We start from the raw sequence: 16,062 nt of genomic DNA, 5'->3' as shown, positions 1-16,062 counted from the left end.
GATTCGAACCAACGACCTTCGGGTTATGAGCCCGACGAGCTACCAGACTGCTCCATCCCGCGACAAAACTGTTCAGCTGATTCTTTAAAAAACATCAACTGCTTTACAAAAGTGGTTGCGGGAGCTGGATTCGAACCAACGACCTTCGGGTTATGAGCCCGACGAGCTACCAGACTGCTCCATCCCGCGTCGAAAGAGAGGCGAATTATAGGGACGCTGGTTATAATGTCAAGGATTACCTGCGGCAAAAGGAGAGGGTGAAAGTGAGTGCGGTATTGGTTATGCACGGATACCGCACGACAATTGACAATTATTAGCTGGCCACCGCTTTATTCGCGATCAACTGGTTCACGACTTCAGGATCTGCCAGCGTTGATGTGTCGCCAAGGTTTTCGAACTCGTCAGCAGCTATTTTCCGAAGAATCCGCCTCATGATTTTTCCAGACCGGGTCTTGGGAAGTCCCGGGGCCCACTGAATAATATCCGGGGTAGCAATTGGCCCTATTTCTTTCCTTACCCATTCCTTCAGGTTCTTTTTCAGGTCTTCACTGCTGTCTGTCCCGCTATTGAGCGTGACATAAACATAGATCCCCTGGCCCTTGATATGGTGTGGGAAACCGACAACCGCAGCTTCCGCCACCTGCTGATGGGCTACCATTGCCGATTCTATTTCTGCCGTTCCCATACGGTGGCCGGAAACATTAATGACATCATCCACACGACCGGTGATCCAGTAATAGCCATCTTCATCCCTTCGGGCTCCGTCACCTGTTGTATACATACCTTTAAACGATGAGAAGTAGGTTTGAACAAACCGTTCATGATCTCCATAGACGGTTCTCGCTTGTCCGGGCCAGCTATCCAGGATAACAAGATTGCCTTCTCCGGGGCCATGGATCAGACGACCCATGTTATCTACCAGGGCAGGCTGTACACCAAAGAATGGTCGTGTGGCTGAACCCGGCTTAAGGTCAGTGGCTCCCGGAAGTGGAGTCAGCATTGCAGCGCCTGTTTCGGTCTGCCACCAGGTGTCGACAATAGGGCAGCGCTCTTCACCAATGGTTGAGTAGTACCAGCTCCAGGCCTCCGGGTTAATGGGTTCCCCGACAGAGCCCAGCAATCTCAGTGAGTTTCGATGAGTGTCTTTGACCACTGCATCGCCTTCTGCCATTAATGAGCGGATAGCTGTTGGTGCAATATAAAGAATATTCACAGCGTGTTTATCGATGATTTTGCTGATGCGATTGGTTTCAGGATAATTAGGCACTCCCTCATGCATCACAATGGTTGCGCCATTCAACAGAGGGCCATAGGTGACGTATGAGTGTCCGGTAATCCAGCCAACGTCAGCATTGCACCAGAAGACTTCGCCGGGTTGATAGTCAAATACATATTGATGGGTCATGGAAGCGTATACCAGGTAGCCACCTGTGGTATGCATGACACCCTTTGGCTTTCCGGTAGAGCCTGAGGTATAGAGGATAAAGAGTGGATCCTCGGCATTCATCTCCCTGGCTTCGCAGTGTGGCGAAGTGAGTGCGGTTAGCTCCTGCCACCAGACGTCACGGTGACGATGCCAGGCAATATCAGCGCCTGTGTGCTTGAGAACAATGACCTTCTCAATGGTGTGTGTGTCGGGGTGTGTCAGTGCTTCATCGACGTTGCTTTTAAGAGGGACTGTGCGCCCGCCTCGAACACCTTCATCGGCAGTCACGACAATCTTTGCTTTTGAGTCAATGATTCTTCCTGCCAGTGCTTCCGGTGAGAATCCGCCAAACACCACGGAATGAATGGCCCCGATACGGCTGCAGGCCAGCATGGCGACGGTGGCTTCGATGACCATGGGCATATAGATCGCTACCACATCACCTTTGCGAACACCCTGACTCTTCAATGCATTGGCGAAGCGGCATACCAGTTCATGCAGTTCCCGGTAGGTCACCTTTCTGGCTTCACCTTCATCATCCGGCTCCCAGATAATGGCCAGTTGGTCACCTCGCTCTTCCAGGTGCCGGTCAAGGCAGTTGTAGGACGCATTGGTGGTACCATCATAAAACCAGTTGATACTGACGAAGTGGTCGTCAAAAGAGACTTTTCTCACTTTGGAGAAAGGCTGGAACCAGTGGATGCGTTGACCGTGTTCGCGCCAGAAGCCTTCAGGGTTAATGATGGATTGCTGATACATTTCCAGATACTGGTCGTTGTTAACCAGTGTGTTCTCAAGAGCAGCAGGTTTAACTGGATAAACGGAGGTGTCAGACATATCACTTCCCTTAGTGTTGTTATTATTATTTAGTTCAAAATGACTCAGGGCGGTTGTTATTTTGTTGAGGTTGAGTGATTGCTCAATAAAACGACTGTGAACGTATTTATTGAAGTGTTCTCAGTTTAGGATTTGCAGGGATTTCTGGTATTAGACTTTGGTCTTAACTTCTATCAGATAAAGTATCTGGTCCCGGTTTTGTGCATTTAATAACCCTATCACTATTTTGACTGATATCGAAAGTATCAGCCTTCTGACTAACGTACGATCAAGGGCGACATTCCACGGGCACCGGTGTATATTTCGCTGAGGATGACTTATAAGAATAATAGCTATGTCTGGATGGATACTGGCCCTTATTGCCACAGTGTACGTCGCCTGTCTTTTTGTTGCCGCCTGGTTTGGTGATTATCGGGGGGCTGCTTTCAGAAAACGCTGGCAGCCCTTGATTTACAGTCTTTCTCTGGCTGTTTACTGCACTTCCTGGACTTTTTTCGGTGCTGTGGGGCAGGCCAGTGAAAACCTGTGGTCATTTCTTCCCATCTATCTTGGTCCCATCCTGGTTTTTGTTCTTTTCTGGAAGCTTCTGGTCAAGCTGATTACTGTCAGTAAACAGGAGAACATTACGTCAATTGCCGACTTTATCGCTTCCCGCCATGGTCGTTCCCACTTTATGGCGATTCTGGTGACCCTCATTCTGGTCATTGGTGTGCTTCCCTATATAGCGCTGCAGCTAAAAGCTATTGTGATGGGCTTTGCTCAGCTGACGGATGACAGTCCAGAGTCTGGCCGATGGTCTCGGGAAGATCTGGCATTAGCCATCACCTTAACCCTGAGTGTTTTTGTCATTATGTTTGGTACCCGAAAGCTGGATGCTACCGAGCACCAGAATGGCATTATGACGGCTATTGCCTTTGAGTCTCTGGTTAAGCTCTCGGTTTTCCTGCTGGTGGGAATCTGGGTTTCGTGGGCTGCTGTGGATCATATTAGTCTTGATGCCATCATCCAGCCGGGTGACGGGAATGCCGGGGTCAGCTGGTTTGATAGTATTATCATGCCTACGGTAATGGCCATGGCAGCCATACTGTGTCTGCCCCGACAATTTCATGTCACGGTGGTAGAAAACAGCAGCATTGATGATTTCCATAAGGCTCGATGGCTGTTTCCTGCCTATTTGTTGTTACTGGCTCTGTTTGTGATACCCCTGGCGCTGGCTGGCAATCAGCTATTGGGCAGCACTGTGCCCGGTGATGCCTATTTGATTGAACTGCCAAAACTGATGGGCAACTTACCCATGGCTGTGCTGGCTTTTCTGGGGGGCGTGTCTGCTGCCATCAGCATGGTGATTGTGGCAACACTGGCTTTGACCACCATGGTATCCAACGAAATTTTAATGCCATTACTGCTGCGCAGAAATAATCACAGTTACCGCGACAGTAATGACTTTTACCGGTTCAGTGGCCTGTTGCTGACGGTAAGACGTACGACGATTGTCATTTTATTGATGTTGTCATGGGTTGTTTATCGACTGCTGGAAGGCGCTGGTTCTCTGGCTGCTATCGGTCAGATGTCATTTTCGGCCGTTGCTCAACTCGCCCCGGTGTTGCTGGGTAGTCTCTACATCAGGGAAAGCAATGCCCGGGCAGCCGCCGGTGGCCTGTTAGTGGGTTTTATGGTCTGGCTTTTCTGCCTGATAGTACCTGTGCTGGTTGATGTTTCATGGCTGGGTACCAGTGTTGTTCAGCAAGGTGTTTTTGGTTATGAGTGGCTTAAGCCGGATAATCTTTTTGGTCTGGGTATTACCGGTACGGTCACCGGAGCAACACTGGTTGCGCTGTCGCTGAATACCTTTGTCTATCTTTGTGGCTGTCTTTACCTGAGGCCGGGTATTGAAGAGAGAAGGCAGTCCCGGAAGTTTGTTGATGCGGTCCTGTCTGAAGATGGTGTTTTCCCGAATGCAGCCATTACGGTAGAAGAGCTTGAACAGCTGGCCAGCCGCTTTGTCAGTAAAAACCGGGTGCAGGGTGTTATTCAACGCTTTGAGTCCGGGGATAGAGGGCTGCTATTCGGAGCGCTGAATGGTCATAAGCAGGCAGGGCCAGAACTGGTGGCCGCGATTGAACGGTTGCTTGCAGGAACGCTGGGGGCGTCATCGGCCCGTATTGTGATGAAGTCTCTGGCACATGGGAATGTCGCGCTTGAAGAAGTTCAGGCTATGGTGGATGAGGCCTCGGAAGTCTTTCAGTTCAACCGGGAACTGCTGCAGGGAGCGATTGAGCATATCAGCATGGGGATCAGTGTGGTTGATCGTAACCTGGAGTTAGTTGCCTGGAATCAGCAATATCTGCAGTTGTTTGACTACCCGAATGACCTGATTAAGGTGGGTCGTCCCATTGCAGATGTTATTCGGCATAATGCCCTGAATGGACTTTGCGGAGTCGGTGATGTAGACCATCACGTCAATAAACGACTGTCATATATGAGGAATGGGACGGCCCATCGCTCAGAAAGGCGGCGACAGGATGGCAGGGTGATTCAGATTCAGGGGAATCCCATGCCCGGTGGTGGATTTGTTATGGCTTTCACCGATATCACCGGGTTCCGTCAGGTTGAGCAGGCCCTGAAAGAAGCAAATGAAAGCCTGGAGCATCGGGTGCAGGAGCGGACAAAAGAGCTGTCATTGTTAAATGTGCAACTTTTAGGGGCAAAGTCACAGGCAGAGAAAGCGAACCACTTGCGTTCACGTTTTTTTGCGGCAATCAGCCATGACCTTATGCAGCCAATGAATGCGGCTCGACTATTTACTGCCTCCATGGAACTGGAAGCAAAAGGCACCGTGCATGAAGAACTGGCGCAAAATATCAGCAACTCATTAAGGTCTGCGGAGCATTTGTTGACAGATTTGCTGGATATGTCGCGAATCGAAGCGGGTAAGGTGGCGGTGAATCTTCGGGATGTTCCTGTAATGGAGGTGTTAGAGCCCCTGAGGTCCGAGTTTTCGCTGTTGTCGAAAGAGAATGGGCTGATGTTCAGGGTGGTCAGTTCTGATCGGCGCATTAAAACCGATCCGGTGCTCCTGAGAAGAATATTACAAAATTTCCTGACCAATGCGTTTCGTTATGTTGCCAGCACCCATAAAACAGGAAAAGTGCTGCTGGGATGTCGTTTTATCAACAATCAACAGCTGAGACTTGAGGTAAGGGATAATGGGCAGGGCATACCCCAAGACAAGCAGGCACTGATTTTTGCAGAATTTGAGCGGTTATCGACAGCCGTGAATGGGCTGGGGCTTGGGCTCTCCATTGCTAAAGGTATAGCTCAGATCCTTGAGGCAAAAATTTCCTTGTCATCGTCGCCGGGAGAGGGGGCTGTTTTTTCCGTTGTGGTTCCTTTGGTCTCTGGAAGTATTGTGGATCCCGCAGTGGTACCTTGTGATCCTGATCAGGGGAGCATGGGGTTGAAGGTTCTGTGTGTGGATGATGAACCGGACATTATCAAAGGTATGGCCAGTCTGTTAACTCGTTGGGGGTGTCGGGTGGAGACTGCACAAAGTCATCATGAAGCGATTCATTCGCTTGAGGTCATGACGCCTGATTTATTGATGGTGGATTACCAGATGGGCGATCAGGCCAGCGGTATTGAGTTGATAGAACGTATCCGTAAAAGGTCAGGTTATCAAACAGGTGCTGTTCTGGTCACCGCGAATCAACAGGATGAACTGCGGCAACGATGCCGGGAGCTGAATATCAGCTATTTGAAAAAGCCCGTCAAGCCAGCCTCCATGAGGGCCATTCTGAACCGTTATGACGTTGAAAAACACCCGTTAGAAACGGTTTAGTCTTCGGTTTTATGATCTTCCGGATCCTGCCCGGGCATCTCAATTTCCAGCGCTTTGATGGCGATCACCGCCTGGGTCCTGCTTCTGACCCCCAGTTTTTTGAAAATGGCGGTCACATGGGCCTTGATCGTCGCTTCCGAAACATTCAGGTCATAGGCAATCTGCTTATTCAACAGGCCTTCACTGATCATGCCCAGAACCCTGAACTGCTGTGGTGTCAGGGTTGCCAGTCTGGCTTCCATATCACTGCTTTGCCGGGATTCGACAGGTTGGAAATTATCAGGCCACCAGTTTTCTCCATCCAGAACTTTGATAATGGCGACTTTCAGGACATCCAGCGGCGTAGACTTTGGAATGAAGCCACTGGCTCCATGGTTTTTGGTTTTCTGTATGATCTGCTGGTCATCAGAAGCTGAAACAATGACAACAGGAACATCCGGATATTGCCCTCTGAGAAATATCAACCCGGACAGCCCGTGCGCTCCCGGCATGTGCAGATCCAGCAAGATGAGATCCGGTGAGGCATTGTTGTCCAGAAGCATTTGCAGTTCAGCGATTGAACCAGCTTCGTGGATCACAGGTTCCTTGAGTGCGTGACCAACAGAGGACTTGAGAGCAGTCCGGAATAAGGGGTGGTCATCGGCAATTATTATTGTGTAGTCCATTTTTTGAGGTTGCCATTATCTGTTTGATCGGTCAATTAAATAACCTCTGTGAACCCTTCAAAGACTCAGAGGTTTATTAAAGTATAAGTAAATCGATTTCATATGATGGAACTATTCTCTGTTGGGGCGGTCATAATTAGTGGATATCTACTGAAATAAGGGCACTAAATGGTTGGTTCGGTCAATTTTTCTTCAGTTCCAGTTGCTGTTGATCAGGGTAAATACACTAAGGAATATTTTGAAGATTATGAATCAAAGGCTCAAAGCCTGGCTGAATTAAAAGAGGACCGGGAAAAGAGTCCTGGATGGAATACAGTCAAGACGGTTGCGGTTTCTTCCCTTGCGGCAGTTTCCCAGCTCGGACAACTGGTTGGTAGCATTTTTGGCCATACTGTCTTTGCGCTCCCATCTGCCTTGGTGGGTGGGGTTTTCGGCTTTTGTGTTTATGCGCCCTTTATGAAGGCTGTGGATCATCTTTCGGGGAGAGAAAACACCAAGTCGTTCCTGGAATATACGATTACTCCAGCAAACATACTGAGTAATTTTATCTATAACCGGGTTACCGACCTTGCCTGTCGATATGTTGTGGGTTTCGGGCTTATGGTTGCGGTTGTGGAACCTGTGAATATCATCCTCGGCGGTCTGGCAGCAGGCACTTTATTGTCCCCACTGATTTACAATGACTTTAAACATAATAAATCCAATAATGTCGAGCATTTCATCGATGGTCCGGGAAATTTTTCAGTCAAGCTCAGTGCACAACACTATTTATGGCAAAAATTTGATGATTGGGCTGCGGGCATTAAAAGAACCCCTTTAGCTCTTCATGATCGAATTGCAGCTAAAGTGGTTGCCGAGCAGGTTTCTATCAAGGAATTGGCTGATCTGGTTGGCTGATGATAAAGGGCATTCATTTCCCCGACTGCTTTACAGGCGCTCAATAACGCCTGTTGCAAAGCACTACACCCATTCTCAGCAGGGCGAAAATTAATCACAGGCATTATGAAGTCGGTGCCTGGTATGGCCCATGAAGGCTTTGCTTTGTGCATTTTGGTGATACCGGACTAAAGCATTCCGGATGTTTGCCATAAATGTCTGAGTAAAATGCCTGTATTTCCGAAAGGTCTTTTTCGATGTCCTCCCCTGGCTCGATAACAGGACCAAATCCTCCGGTTCTGTCCTTGAAATCAAGAAAGGCAAGTACAATGGGGATGCCGGCATTTTTTGCCATATGGTAGAAGCCTGTGTGCCACCGCTCGCCGAGTGCCCGGGTACCTTCAGGGCATATCACCAGGCCCAGCTTTCTGTGTTGCTTGAAAGTACAGACCGCCTGTTCTACCAGGCTGCCTCTTCTGCATCTGCCATTCCGATCCAGTGGAATCCCTCCCATCCAGCGCATAACCCAGTTGAACGGCCCCCAGAACAGGGTGTGTTTGCCCACCCAGTAACACTGTACACCGGTAGCAAGGCCAATCGCCATGCCATAGACAAAGTCCCAGTTACTGGTATGGGGAGCACCAACAAGCACGTACCTGGCCAGGCGTGGGGCTCTGCCCTGAATCCTCCAGCCCATCACTTTGAGAAACAGTTTTGCGAATATAGAAAGGGTCTGGCTGACAATGGGTGTATTGAAAATTGTGATTTGCATAGTTCAGAGGGTGCCTTGCTATCCCGTTTACAGGAAGCGGTGTTGAAAGCTATCAAAAGAGCGATCGCTTTGAGCACAGCTTCATAACAGAAAATGAATGTATGCAGCCTTAACGACTGGTTAACAGGCAAGGAATTGCTTGCCAAAAGCATTCTGTATGTATATACAGTGCTTATCCCGGAGCTAATTGGAACATGATGGAAAGTAATGCCATTCTTGAGCAAAAGGTGGTCCAGAGAAAAATCATACATATCGATTTTGACGCCTTCTTTGCCAGTATTGAAATACGTGATAATCCGAGGTTGTCAGGAAAGGCGGTTGCTGTCGGGGGGGCTCCGGATCGTAGAGGGGTGATTGCCACTTGTAACTATGAGGCGCGTCGATTTGGTGTGCATTCAGCCATGTCTTCAGCCCAGGCGATGCGGCTCTGCCCGGAGCTGAAGATCATTCCTCCCCGCTTTTCTGTTTATCGTGCCGCGTCTTCTGAAGCTCATGCCATTTTTCGCCAATATACTGATTTAATTGAACCTTTGTCCCTGGATGAGGCCTATCTCGATGTCACCGGAACTCATCTTTGCCGAGGCAGTGCCACCTTGATTGCCGAGGAAATCCGGCAGAAAATTTTTCAACAATTGCATGTCACCGTCTCTGCCGGCGTTGCCACCAATAAGTTTCTGGCGAAGATTGCCAGTGACTGGAATAAACCCAATGGCCTTTTTGTGATCACTCCGGAACAGGCGGATGATTTTATTTTCGATCTGCCTGTGAAAAAAATTCATGGGGTAGGTCGGGTTACCGCCGGGAAACTGCATAAAAAAGGCATCAATACCTGCGGGCAATTACGCCAGTACTCCATTCTTGAGTTAAGTCGCTGGTTTGGCAGTTTTGGTGAACGGTTGTGGGAGCTTTCCCGGGGGCGGGATGATCGTGAGGTGCAGACCAGTCGGCGCAGGAAGTCCCTTTCTGTTGAGCATACTTATGATAAAGACCTGGCGGGGCTTGCGGATATTACTGCACAGGTTATCCCGTTGCTTGAAGAACTTCAGGAACGCTACCAGCGTATTGAAAAGGAATACGAGGTGCATAAGCACTTTGTTAAGGTAAAGTTTGCTGATTTTACCCAGACCACCCTTGAGGAGAGTCTGCCGACAACCGGTGAAAGTGTTAAGGAGCATTTTACTCAGTTGCTGGTAAGAGCCTGGGAACGGGGAGGTCGTCCGGTCAGGCTTCTTGGCTTAGGGGTCAGGCTTGTGGATCTCCGTGAAGAAAGAGCGCTTGAGCAGCTGGAGCTTTTTGAAAAGAAAATTATGGGGCTGGCTTAGGCTCCCGTTTTTTTTCTGCCAGCTGTCCCATCATATTGCTGACCAGACAATAAGCCACGAACCAATAAAAGCCAGAGTGCAATGCTGCATCAAATTGCACAATCTGCCTGGATTCGTCATGTCCAGCCGCAGTGGCATTGGCCGCCAGAAAGGCGATAAGTACACCAATAGCAAACACATCAGCCATGGACCATTTGCCCAGTAAACTGTTCAGCCTGAGCAGTATTTGGTTTTCCCTGACAAAATTAGCCAGCAACAGGAAGCCCAGTTTTATCACCGGTATCACCAGGCTGAAGGTGACAATCAGTACTGCCACAAAATAATAGCCACTGCTCCAGAGGTCTTCAGCGGTACCAAGAATGGAACGCTTCTTTTCATAAACAGTGGATGTCCCTTTAACTTCCAGACGATCAAGGAACTGGGTAGCCAGACCCGCCATGGCAGGATGAAGGTTCTGCTGCTGAACGATATGCCTTGCCTCATTCAGCATTGCCTGACGATCAAGATCGGCCTTGATGGTCATCATGGGTTGAGTCACTCCCGGAATCAGCAGGCAAAGGGAGGTGATTATCATCAGCGTGAGTAGCCACCTGGAAGCTGTCATCAACGACCTCATTGTTCTTCTTAATAAGGAATAGATTCTGATAGCTCAGTTTGGTCTAAGGAGCGACGTTTGTCAGCTTGCTAATCATGATGGGTCTATTTCATGCTGGTTCAAAATGTTCAACCATCAGTTGTAAGTTGTGCTGACCACGGAATTCATTGATATCGAGTTTATAGACAGCCTTGATCTGACGAATATTGGGATCAGGCCACACTCTTTTGTCAATATTAAAGGCAATGGCATCCAGCCAGAGTTCGCTGCCGGGTATCTTGAGTACCATTTTGAGGTGCTTCTCTCCCACCAGTTTCTGCTGAATGATTTGGAATTGACCATCAAAGCAGGGCTCAGGAAAACTTTGTCCCCATGGCCCGCCCTCGCGAAGGGTATAGGCGGTTGCCATGGTTACCTGACCGGGCATCAGTTCACCGTCAGTGTGCATTTCTGCCTGAAGGTCTTCAGCGGTCAGTTGTTTTCTGACCTCAAGGTCAAAAGCCGTTTGAAATTCGTTGAATTTTGCTTTTGGTATGGACAGCCCCGCGGCCATGGCGTGACCACCAAATTTAATAATAAGTCCGGGGTTATCCCTGGCAATACTGTCCAGTGCATCACGCATGTGCAGTCCCTGAATCGACCTGGCAGAGCCTTTCAGTTCTGGCTCTCCCACAGGATTATCGGCTTCAGCAAAAGCAATCACCGGACGGTTCAGTTTCTCTTTTACCCGGGACGCCAGAATGCCAACCACGCCCTGGTGCCAGCTTTCCTGAAACAAGCTGACGCCCCATGGCAGGTCTGTTTGCTGGTTAAAGCGGATTTTCTCCAACTCTGCCATGGCCTGGCTGTGCATGCTGCCCTCAATGGCTTTTCGGTCACGGTTAAGACCATCCAGCTCAACGGCCAACTCCCTTGCCCGGTTTATATCGTCGCAAAGGAGCAGTTCGATACCAATCGACATATCATCCAGACGTCCAGCCGCATTAAGTCTTGGACCCAGGGCAAAGCCCAGGTCAGACGCGACCAGTTTTTCAGCATTTCTACCGGATACCTCAATCAGCGCTGTAATACCCGGTCGGCAGCGGCCGGAGCGGATACGGGCAAGTCCCTGGAAAACCAGTATGCGGTTATTGCTGTCCAGCTTGACCACATCAGCCACTGTGCCGAGGGCAACAAGGTCGAGAAGTTCGGCCAGATTGGGCTCTGTGCTCCCCTGAAAATACTCCCGTGACCGCAACAGAGTTCGCAAGGCACACATCAGGTAGAAAATAACGCCTACCCCGGCGGTATTTTTGCCGGGAAACGGACAGTCTGGCTGATTAGGGTTAACAATCGCATCGGCTTCGGGCAGTTCGCGACCAGCCAGATGGTGGTCGGTAACCACCACTTTCATACCTTTGTTTTTTGCTGCCAGGACACCGGTAAGGCTGGAGATGCCATTATCAACGGTGATTAATACATCCGGTTGAAAGGGCAGGGCGGCTTCAACAATTTCAGGGGTCAGGCCATAACCATAGTCAAAGCGGTTGGGCACCAGAAAATCAGCATGGCCACCCATGCTTCTCAACGCCAGAACCGCGAGAGCACTGCTGGTGGCACCATCACAGTCGAAGTCGCCAACAATGAGCATGCGCTGCTGGTTGATAATAGCCTCAGCCAGAATGTCAGCGGCTTTATCGATATCCCTGAGTTGCCGGTAGTCGCTTAACTGTTGCAGCTGACGTGGCAGTTCATCCTGAGTTTTAACGCCCCGGGCACTGTATATTCTGGCCAGCAGAGGATCCATCTCGGGCGTGAAGCAACAGGTTGAAAGGTCGTAGGTGCGGCGGATTATATTCACAGGCATAAATGAAACAACAGGCGATGAAGCGAAAGGAAGTGTCAGGGTAACACAGTTTCCGTTTAGCGGGGGCGATAAATAGAGAGCCTGCAAAGTACCGTAATGGATTACTTTAACGCGTTTATCTTCCGTCTCAGTTCAGCCATATAATGCACATGTGACCGACTATGACGGCCATACAATGTATTTTTTCCCGTGGCCTTATGAGCGTGAATTATGGCCCGTCGACCAAGGATGGTTGGAGCCAGACGTTTATGCCATCGCTTATAGCCAAATCGGGTTTCATTGGTGACAGTTTCCAGAACACTCCCTGTTCTGGATCGGCAGAATCACAACTGCTTGAAGGCGACACCAGCATGCACTTTGCAGGTGTGATGGTTTTGAACGTCAGGTGCTTTGGATGAAAGACTTGAGAGATGAAAGTTCGTTGTCAAGAATATCGTAACGCTCCTCCCGCTCAAACAAATCAGCCATATAAGCTGGCAGTGCGGGTGCATCCAGGCCCGCTTTGACGATCGCCTCAGGGAATTTCACCGGGTGGGCGGTTGCCAGGGTTACCACTGGCGTTTCTCTGGCCAACCCAACTTCTTCCGTTGCCCGGATACCGGTTGCTGTATGGGGGTCCGCAAGATACCCGGTGTTATTATACAGGGCACTGATCGTATCGCAGACCTGCTGATCATCAGAACGGCTGCTATCAAACAGTGCTCTGATGGCCTGCCACACATCATTATCAACACGGATATTTCCTGTTTCCCTGAAACCAGACATCAATTCCGCCAGGGTGTCGCCATTACGGTTATGCATATCAAACAGCAGGCGTTCAAAGTTACTGGAAACCATGATGTCCATACTGGGCGACAGTGTCTGCTGCAGTGCTTCCTTGCGGTAGTCATTGTTCTGGAAGAAACGGTGGAGAATGTCATTGTGATTGGTGGCAACAATCAGTTTCTCTATGGGCAGGCCCATTCCCCGGGCGATATAGCCTGCAAAGATATCGCCAAAGTTGCCGGTAGGCACTGCAAAGCTGACAGGCTGATCCGGCGCACCAAGGGCCAGGGCCGCGTGAAAATAATAGACAATCTGGGCCATGATTCTGGCCCAGTTGATGGAGTTAACGGCAACGAGCCGGGTGTTCTCCGGCAGGAACGACTGGTCGGCGAAACATCTTTTCACCATATCCTGGCAGTCATCAAAATTGCCCTGTATGGCAATGTTGTGAACATTGCTGTCCAGAACCGTCGTCATCTGGCGACGCTGAACTTCTGATACCCGTTGATAAGGATGAAGAATAAATATATCCAGATGATCGCTATGGCGACAGCCTTCGATGGCTGCCGATCCGGTATCACCAGACGTTGCACCCAGTACTATGGCCTTTTCATTACGATCTGTCAGTGTGTGGTCCAGAAGGCGACCAAGCAGTTGCAGTGCAAAGTCTTTGAAGGCCAGGGTTGGGCCGTGGAAAAGTTCCATAACCCACTGATTGGCACCCAGTTGCTGAAGTGGTGCGACAGCCTGATGGCTGAACCCGGCGTAACTGTCATCAATCATCTGCCTGAGTTTATCATCCGGGATGGTTCCGCCGACAAAAGGCTGGATGATTTCAAAGGCAAGCTGATGGTAGGGGAGTCCCTTCAGTGACCGAATGGTCTCAGCGCTGAACTGTGGCAGGGTTTCTGGTACGTAAAGACCACCATCATCCGCCAGCCCGGCCAGCAGAACATCCTGAAAATCTTTGGTGTGTCCCTGTCCTCGGGTACTGATGTATTTCACTGGGAATTCCGTATATCTGTTTATTACTCTGACAGCACCGCTTACCCAGCAAAGAGTAAGCGGGTGGGCAAATAGCTTCAGGCCATGGTTTCAACACGAATTCGGGTGATGGGGGATTTAATATCCTCCAACGCCTCGAGTTCAGAGATAGCTTTGTCCATGGTGCCTTCAAGAGTACGGTGGGTAAGGATAACGATATCCGCACAACCATCATCTTCACGAGTGACTTTCTGGGTAATGGCATCGATATTAATGCCGTGGTTGCTCAGCACCCGGGTAACGGCATTCATTACTCCGGGGTGATCGTCGGCATGGATGCGCAGATAAAAACTGCACACTGTCTCGGTAATCGGCAGTACCTGCAGGGTATCGCTCAGACTTTCCGCTGAGAAACCCAGGGCATGAACAGCAGCGTCTGGAGCGTCAATGGTTCTGGCAATATCGACGATATCGGCGATTACGGAAGATGCCGTGGGCTCAGCACCAGCCCCGGGGCCACTGTACATGGTCTGGCCAATCCCATCTCCCTGAATCACAACCGAGTTCATCACACCATTGATGTTGGCCAGTGGACGATCAGAAGGAATCAGGGTCGGGTGAACCCGCAGTTCAATGCCATTGGCTGCCTTGCGGGCAACACCAAGGTGTTTGATTCTAAAGCCAAGGGAAGCGGCATACTGAATGTCACTGGGCGTGATTTTGCTGATGCCTTCGGTATAGGCTTTGGTGAATTGCAGAGGAATACCAAAAGCGATGGACGCCATAATAGTCAGCTTGTGACAGGCATCAATACCTTCGACATCAAAGGTTGGGTCTGCTTCAGCGTAGCCCAGTGCCTGTGCTTCTTTCAGAACATCGGCAAACGGACGGTTATGGTCACCCATTTCCGTCAGGATATAGTTGCCGGTACCGTTAATAATACCCGCCAGCCAGCTGATGCTGTTTGCCGACAGCCCTTCCCTCAGACACTTGATGATGGGAATGCCACCGGCAACCGCTGCCTCATAGGCGACAATGACATTTTTATCACGGGCAGCCTGAAAGATCTCGTTACCATGTTCGGCAATCAGGGCCTTATTGGCAGTGACCACATGTTTTCCCTGGTCGATTGCCGTCAGAATCAGCTCTTTGGCGACATCATAGCCACCAATGGTTTCTACCAGAATATCAATCTCAGGGTTGTGAGCCACTGCAAAAATATCCCGGGTGACGTTGATGTCCCCGGTGTCGCAGTCAGAATTATCCCGGCGGGCACCAACCTGCTCAATAATCACAGGACGGCCGACCCGGGCAGTAATAATTCTGGCGTTACGCTGAAGTACATTGAAGGTGCCACCACCAACAGTACCAAGTCCACAGATACCTACTTTGACCGGTTTCAAGGTGTTCCCCATATTCATTGTTATGATCATTCCCGGTAATACCGGTGGGGATTATAACCTTAAACAGTTTTTTGATGCGATATGGGCGGTGTCATTCGCGGGCACTGTCTCGCAGTAATTTCATGGCTTCTTCATAATTGGGGGGATCCGGGAACAGGTCTTTGTAGGATGGTGGAACGTTAAGGGGATCCATTGAGTCCGAAGATGCACAACCAGCCTTGTCAGGCAGGGACTTCTTGTCAATCATTCCAGTGGCCGTAACCGGGGCTGTTGTTACCGGTTGTGTTGTTTCCTGGTCTGTTGTGCCGGTAATGTCTCTGGCAGGTGTATCGTCCTGATCAGGTGGCAAATTGTCTTCCTCGGAGTCATTATTAGCAAGACATGATGATCCCTGCAGATGTTTCGCGCACAAATATCCTACACCACCGAAAGCCAACCCAGTGACAATTGTTATTGCCACAGTGGTTAGAGAACAGAAGCCTGTTGCTGTAATACATTTTTGGCAATCAATTGTATTTCCACGTAGCAGGCAGTGCATGCATTGTGCACCGCTACAATCGGTGACTTTGGTCCCCAGGAAACTACCAGCGACAAGGCCAGCAGTGGCCCCGCAGCCTGTGCAATTATGACAGTTGGCTTTCGGGTTGGTGATAGATCTGGTGATGGTTTGTGGTATGGGTGCATTAAGCATTTTGCGATTTACTCCGTTTAACGGTTTTAAAAACAACAGGCA

At 49.8% G+C, this 16,062-nt stretch carries 11 protein-coding genes and 1 tRNA gene; 3 read left to right on the top strand and 9 right to left on the bottom strand.

Going from position 1 to position 16,062, the window contains the following annotated elements:
* Positions 1-112: 112 nt before the first annotated feature.
* Both ACO6VE_RS08710 and acs read right to left on the bottom strand, forming a co-directional pair.
* Positions 113-189: transfer RNA gene (locus tag ACO6VE_RS08710), tRNA-Met, on the bottom strand.
* Positions 190-313: 124 nt separating this feature from the next.
* Positions 314-2,263 carry an acetate--CoA ligase gene (acs, locus tag ACO6VE_RS08705; protein ID WP_422448418.1) on the bottom strand — a complete coding sequence of 650 codons (1,950 nt, stop codon included), beginning with the start codon at positions 2,261-2,263 and terminating at the stop codon, positions 314-316.
* Between the two features lie 334 nt (positions 2,264-2,597).
* On the opposite strand from acs, the gene ACO6VE_RS08700 reads away from it, so the two are divergent.
* The gene (locus tag ACO6VE_RS08700) at positions 2,598-6,101 is read left to right on the top strand and encodes a PAS domain-containing hybrid sensor histidine kinase/response regulator (protein WP_422448416.1); all 3,504 of its coding nucleotides are present in this window, start codon (positions 2,598-2,600) and stop codon (positions 6,099-6,101) included.
* On the opposite strand, the gene ACO6VE_RS08695 is transcribed toward ACO6VE_RS08700, so the two are convergent.
* The gene (locus ACO6VE_RS08695) at positions 6,098-6,766 is read right to left on the bottom strand and encodes a response regulator (RefSeq protein WP_422448414.1); all 669 of its coding nucleotides are present in this window, start codon (positions 6,764-6,766) and stop codon (positions 6,098-6,100) included. The two genes, ACO6VE_RS08700 and ACO6VE_RS08695, sit on opposite strands and share 4 nt — an antisense overlap.
* 168 nt (positions 6,767-6,934) lie before the next feature.
* Here ACO6VE_RS08695 and ACO6VE_RS08690 point away from each other — a divergent pair, with 168 nt between their 5' ends.
* Positions 6,935-7,663 carry a hypothetical protein gene (locus tag ACO6VE_RS08690; protein WP_422448412.1) on the top strand — a complete coding sequence of 243 codons (729 nt, stop codon included), beginning with the start codon at positions 6,935-6,937 and terminating at the stop codon, positions 7,661-7,663.
* Between the two features lie 103 nt (positions 7,664-7,766).
* Here the strand turns inward: ACO6VE_RS08690 and ACO6VE_RS08685 are convergent, their stop codons facing one another.
* On the bottom strand, positions 7,767-8,414 hold the full coding sequence (locus ACO6VE_RS08685) for a lysophospholipid acyltransferase family protein (RefSeq protein ID WP_422448410.1): 648 nt from the start codon (positions 8,412-8,414) through the stop codon (positions 7,767-7,769).
* A 194-nt stretch (positions 8,415-8,608) separates the two neighbouring features.
* Here ACO6VE_RS08685 and dinB point away from each other — a divergent pair, with 194 nt between their 5' ends.
* Positions 8,609-9,736: a DNA polymerase IV gene (gene dinB / locus ACO6VE_RS08680; protein ID WP_422448408.1), complete on the top strand. Its 1,128-nt coding sequence runs from the start codon at positions 8,609-8,611 to the stop codon at positions 9,734-9,736.
* Here the strand turns inward: dinB and ACO6VE_RS08675 are convergent.
* From ACO6VE_RS08675 to ACO6VE_RS08655, 5 genes are all read right to left on the bottom strand, one after another.
* Positions 9,720-10,340, bottom strand: a complete 621-nt coding sequence (locus ACO6VE_RS08675; RefSeq protein ID WP_422448406.1) for a paraquat-inducible protein A — start codon at positions 10,338-10,340, stop codon at positions 9,720-9,722. The genes dinB and ACO6VE_RS08675 overlap by 17 nt on opposite strands.
* A 100-nt stretch (positions 10,341-10,440) precedes the next feature.
* Positions 10,441-12,177 carry a single-stranded-DNA-specific exonuclease RecJ gene (gene recJ, locus ACO6VE_RS08670; protein WP_422460842.1) on the bottom strand — a complete coding sequence of 579 codons (1,737 nt, stop codon included), beginning with the start codon at positions 12,175-12,177 and terminating at the stop codon, positions 10,441-10,443.
* A 381-nt stretch (positions 12,178-12,558) separates the two neighbouring features.
* Positions 12,559-13,947 carry a threonine synthase gene (thrC, locus tag ACO6VE_RS08665; protein ID WP_422460840.1) on the bottom strand — a complete coding sequence of 463 codons (1,389 nt, stop codon included), beginning with the start codon at positions 13,945-13,947 and terminating at the stop codon, positions 12,559-12,561.
* 77 nt (positions 13,948-14,024) lie between these two features.
* A complete protein-coding gene (locus ACO6VE_RS08660) occupies positions 14,025-15,329 on the bottom strand; it encodes a homoserine dehydrogenase (protein WP_422448400.1) in 1,305 nt (434 codons plus the stop codon).
* 91 nt (positions 15,330-15,420) lie between these two features.
* Entirely contained in the window at positions 15,421-15,678 is a 258-nt protein-coding gene (locus tag ACO6VE_RS08655) for a hypothetical protein (RefSeq protein ID WP_422448398.1), read from the bottom strand.
* Positions 15,679-16,062 lie beyond the last annotated feature (384 nt).

Source organism: Endozoicomonas sp. ALB115, from assembly GCF_049310245.1.
In the GTDB taxonomy this organism is placed as follows: Bacteria; Pseudomonadota; Gammaproteobacteria; order Pseudomonadales; family Endozoicomonadaceae; genus Endozoicomonas.
This window is presented reverse-complemented; position numbering and strand designations above follow the sequence as displayed.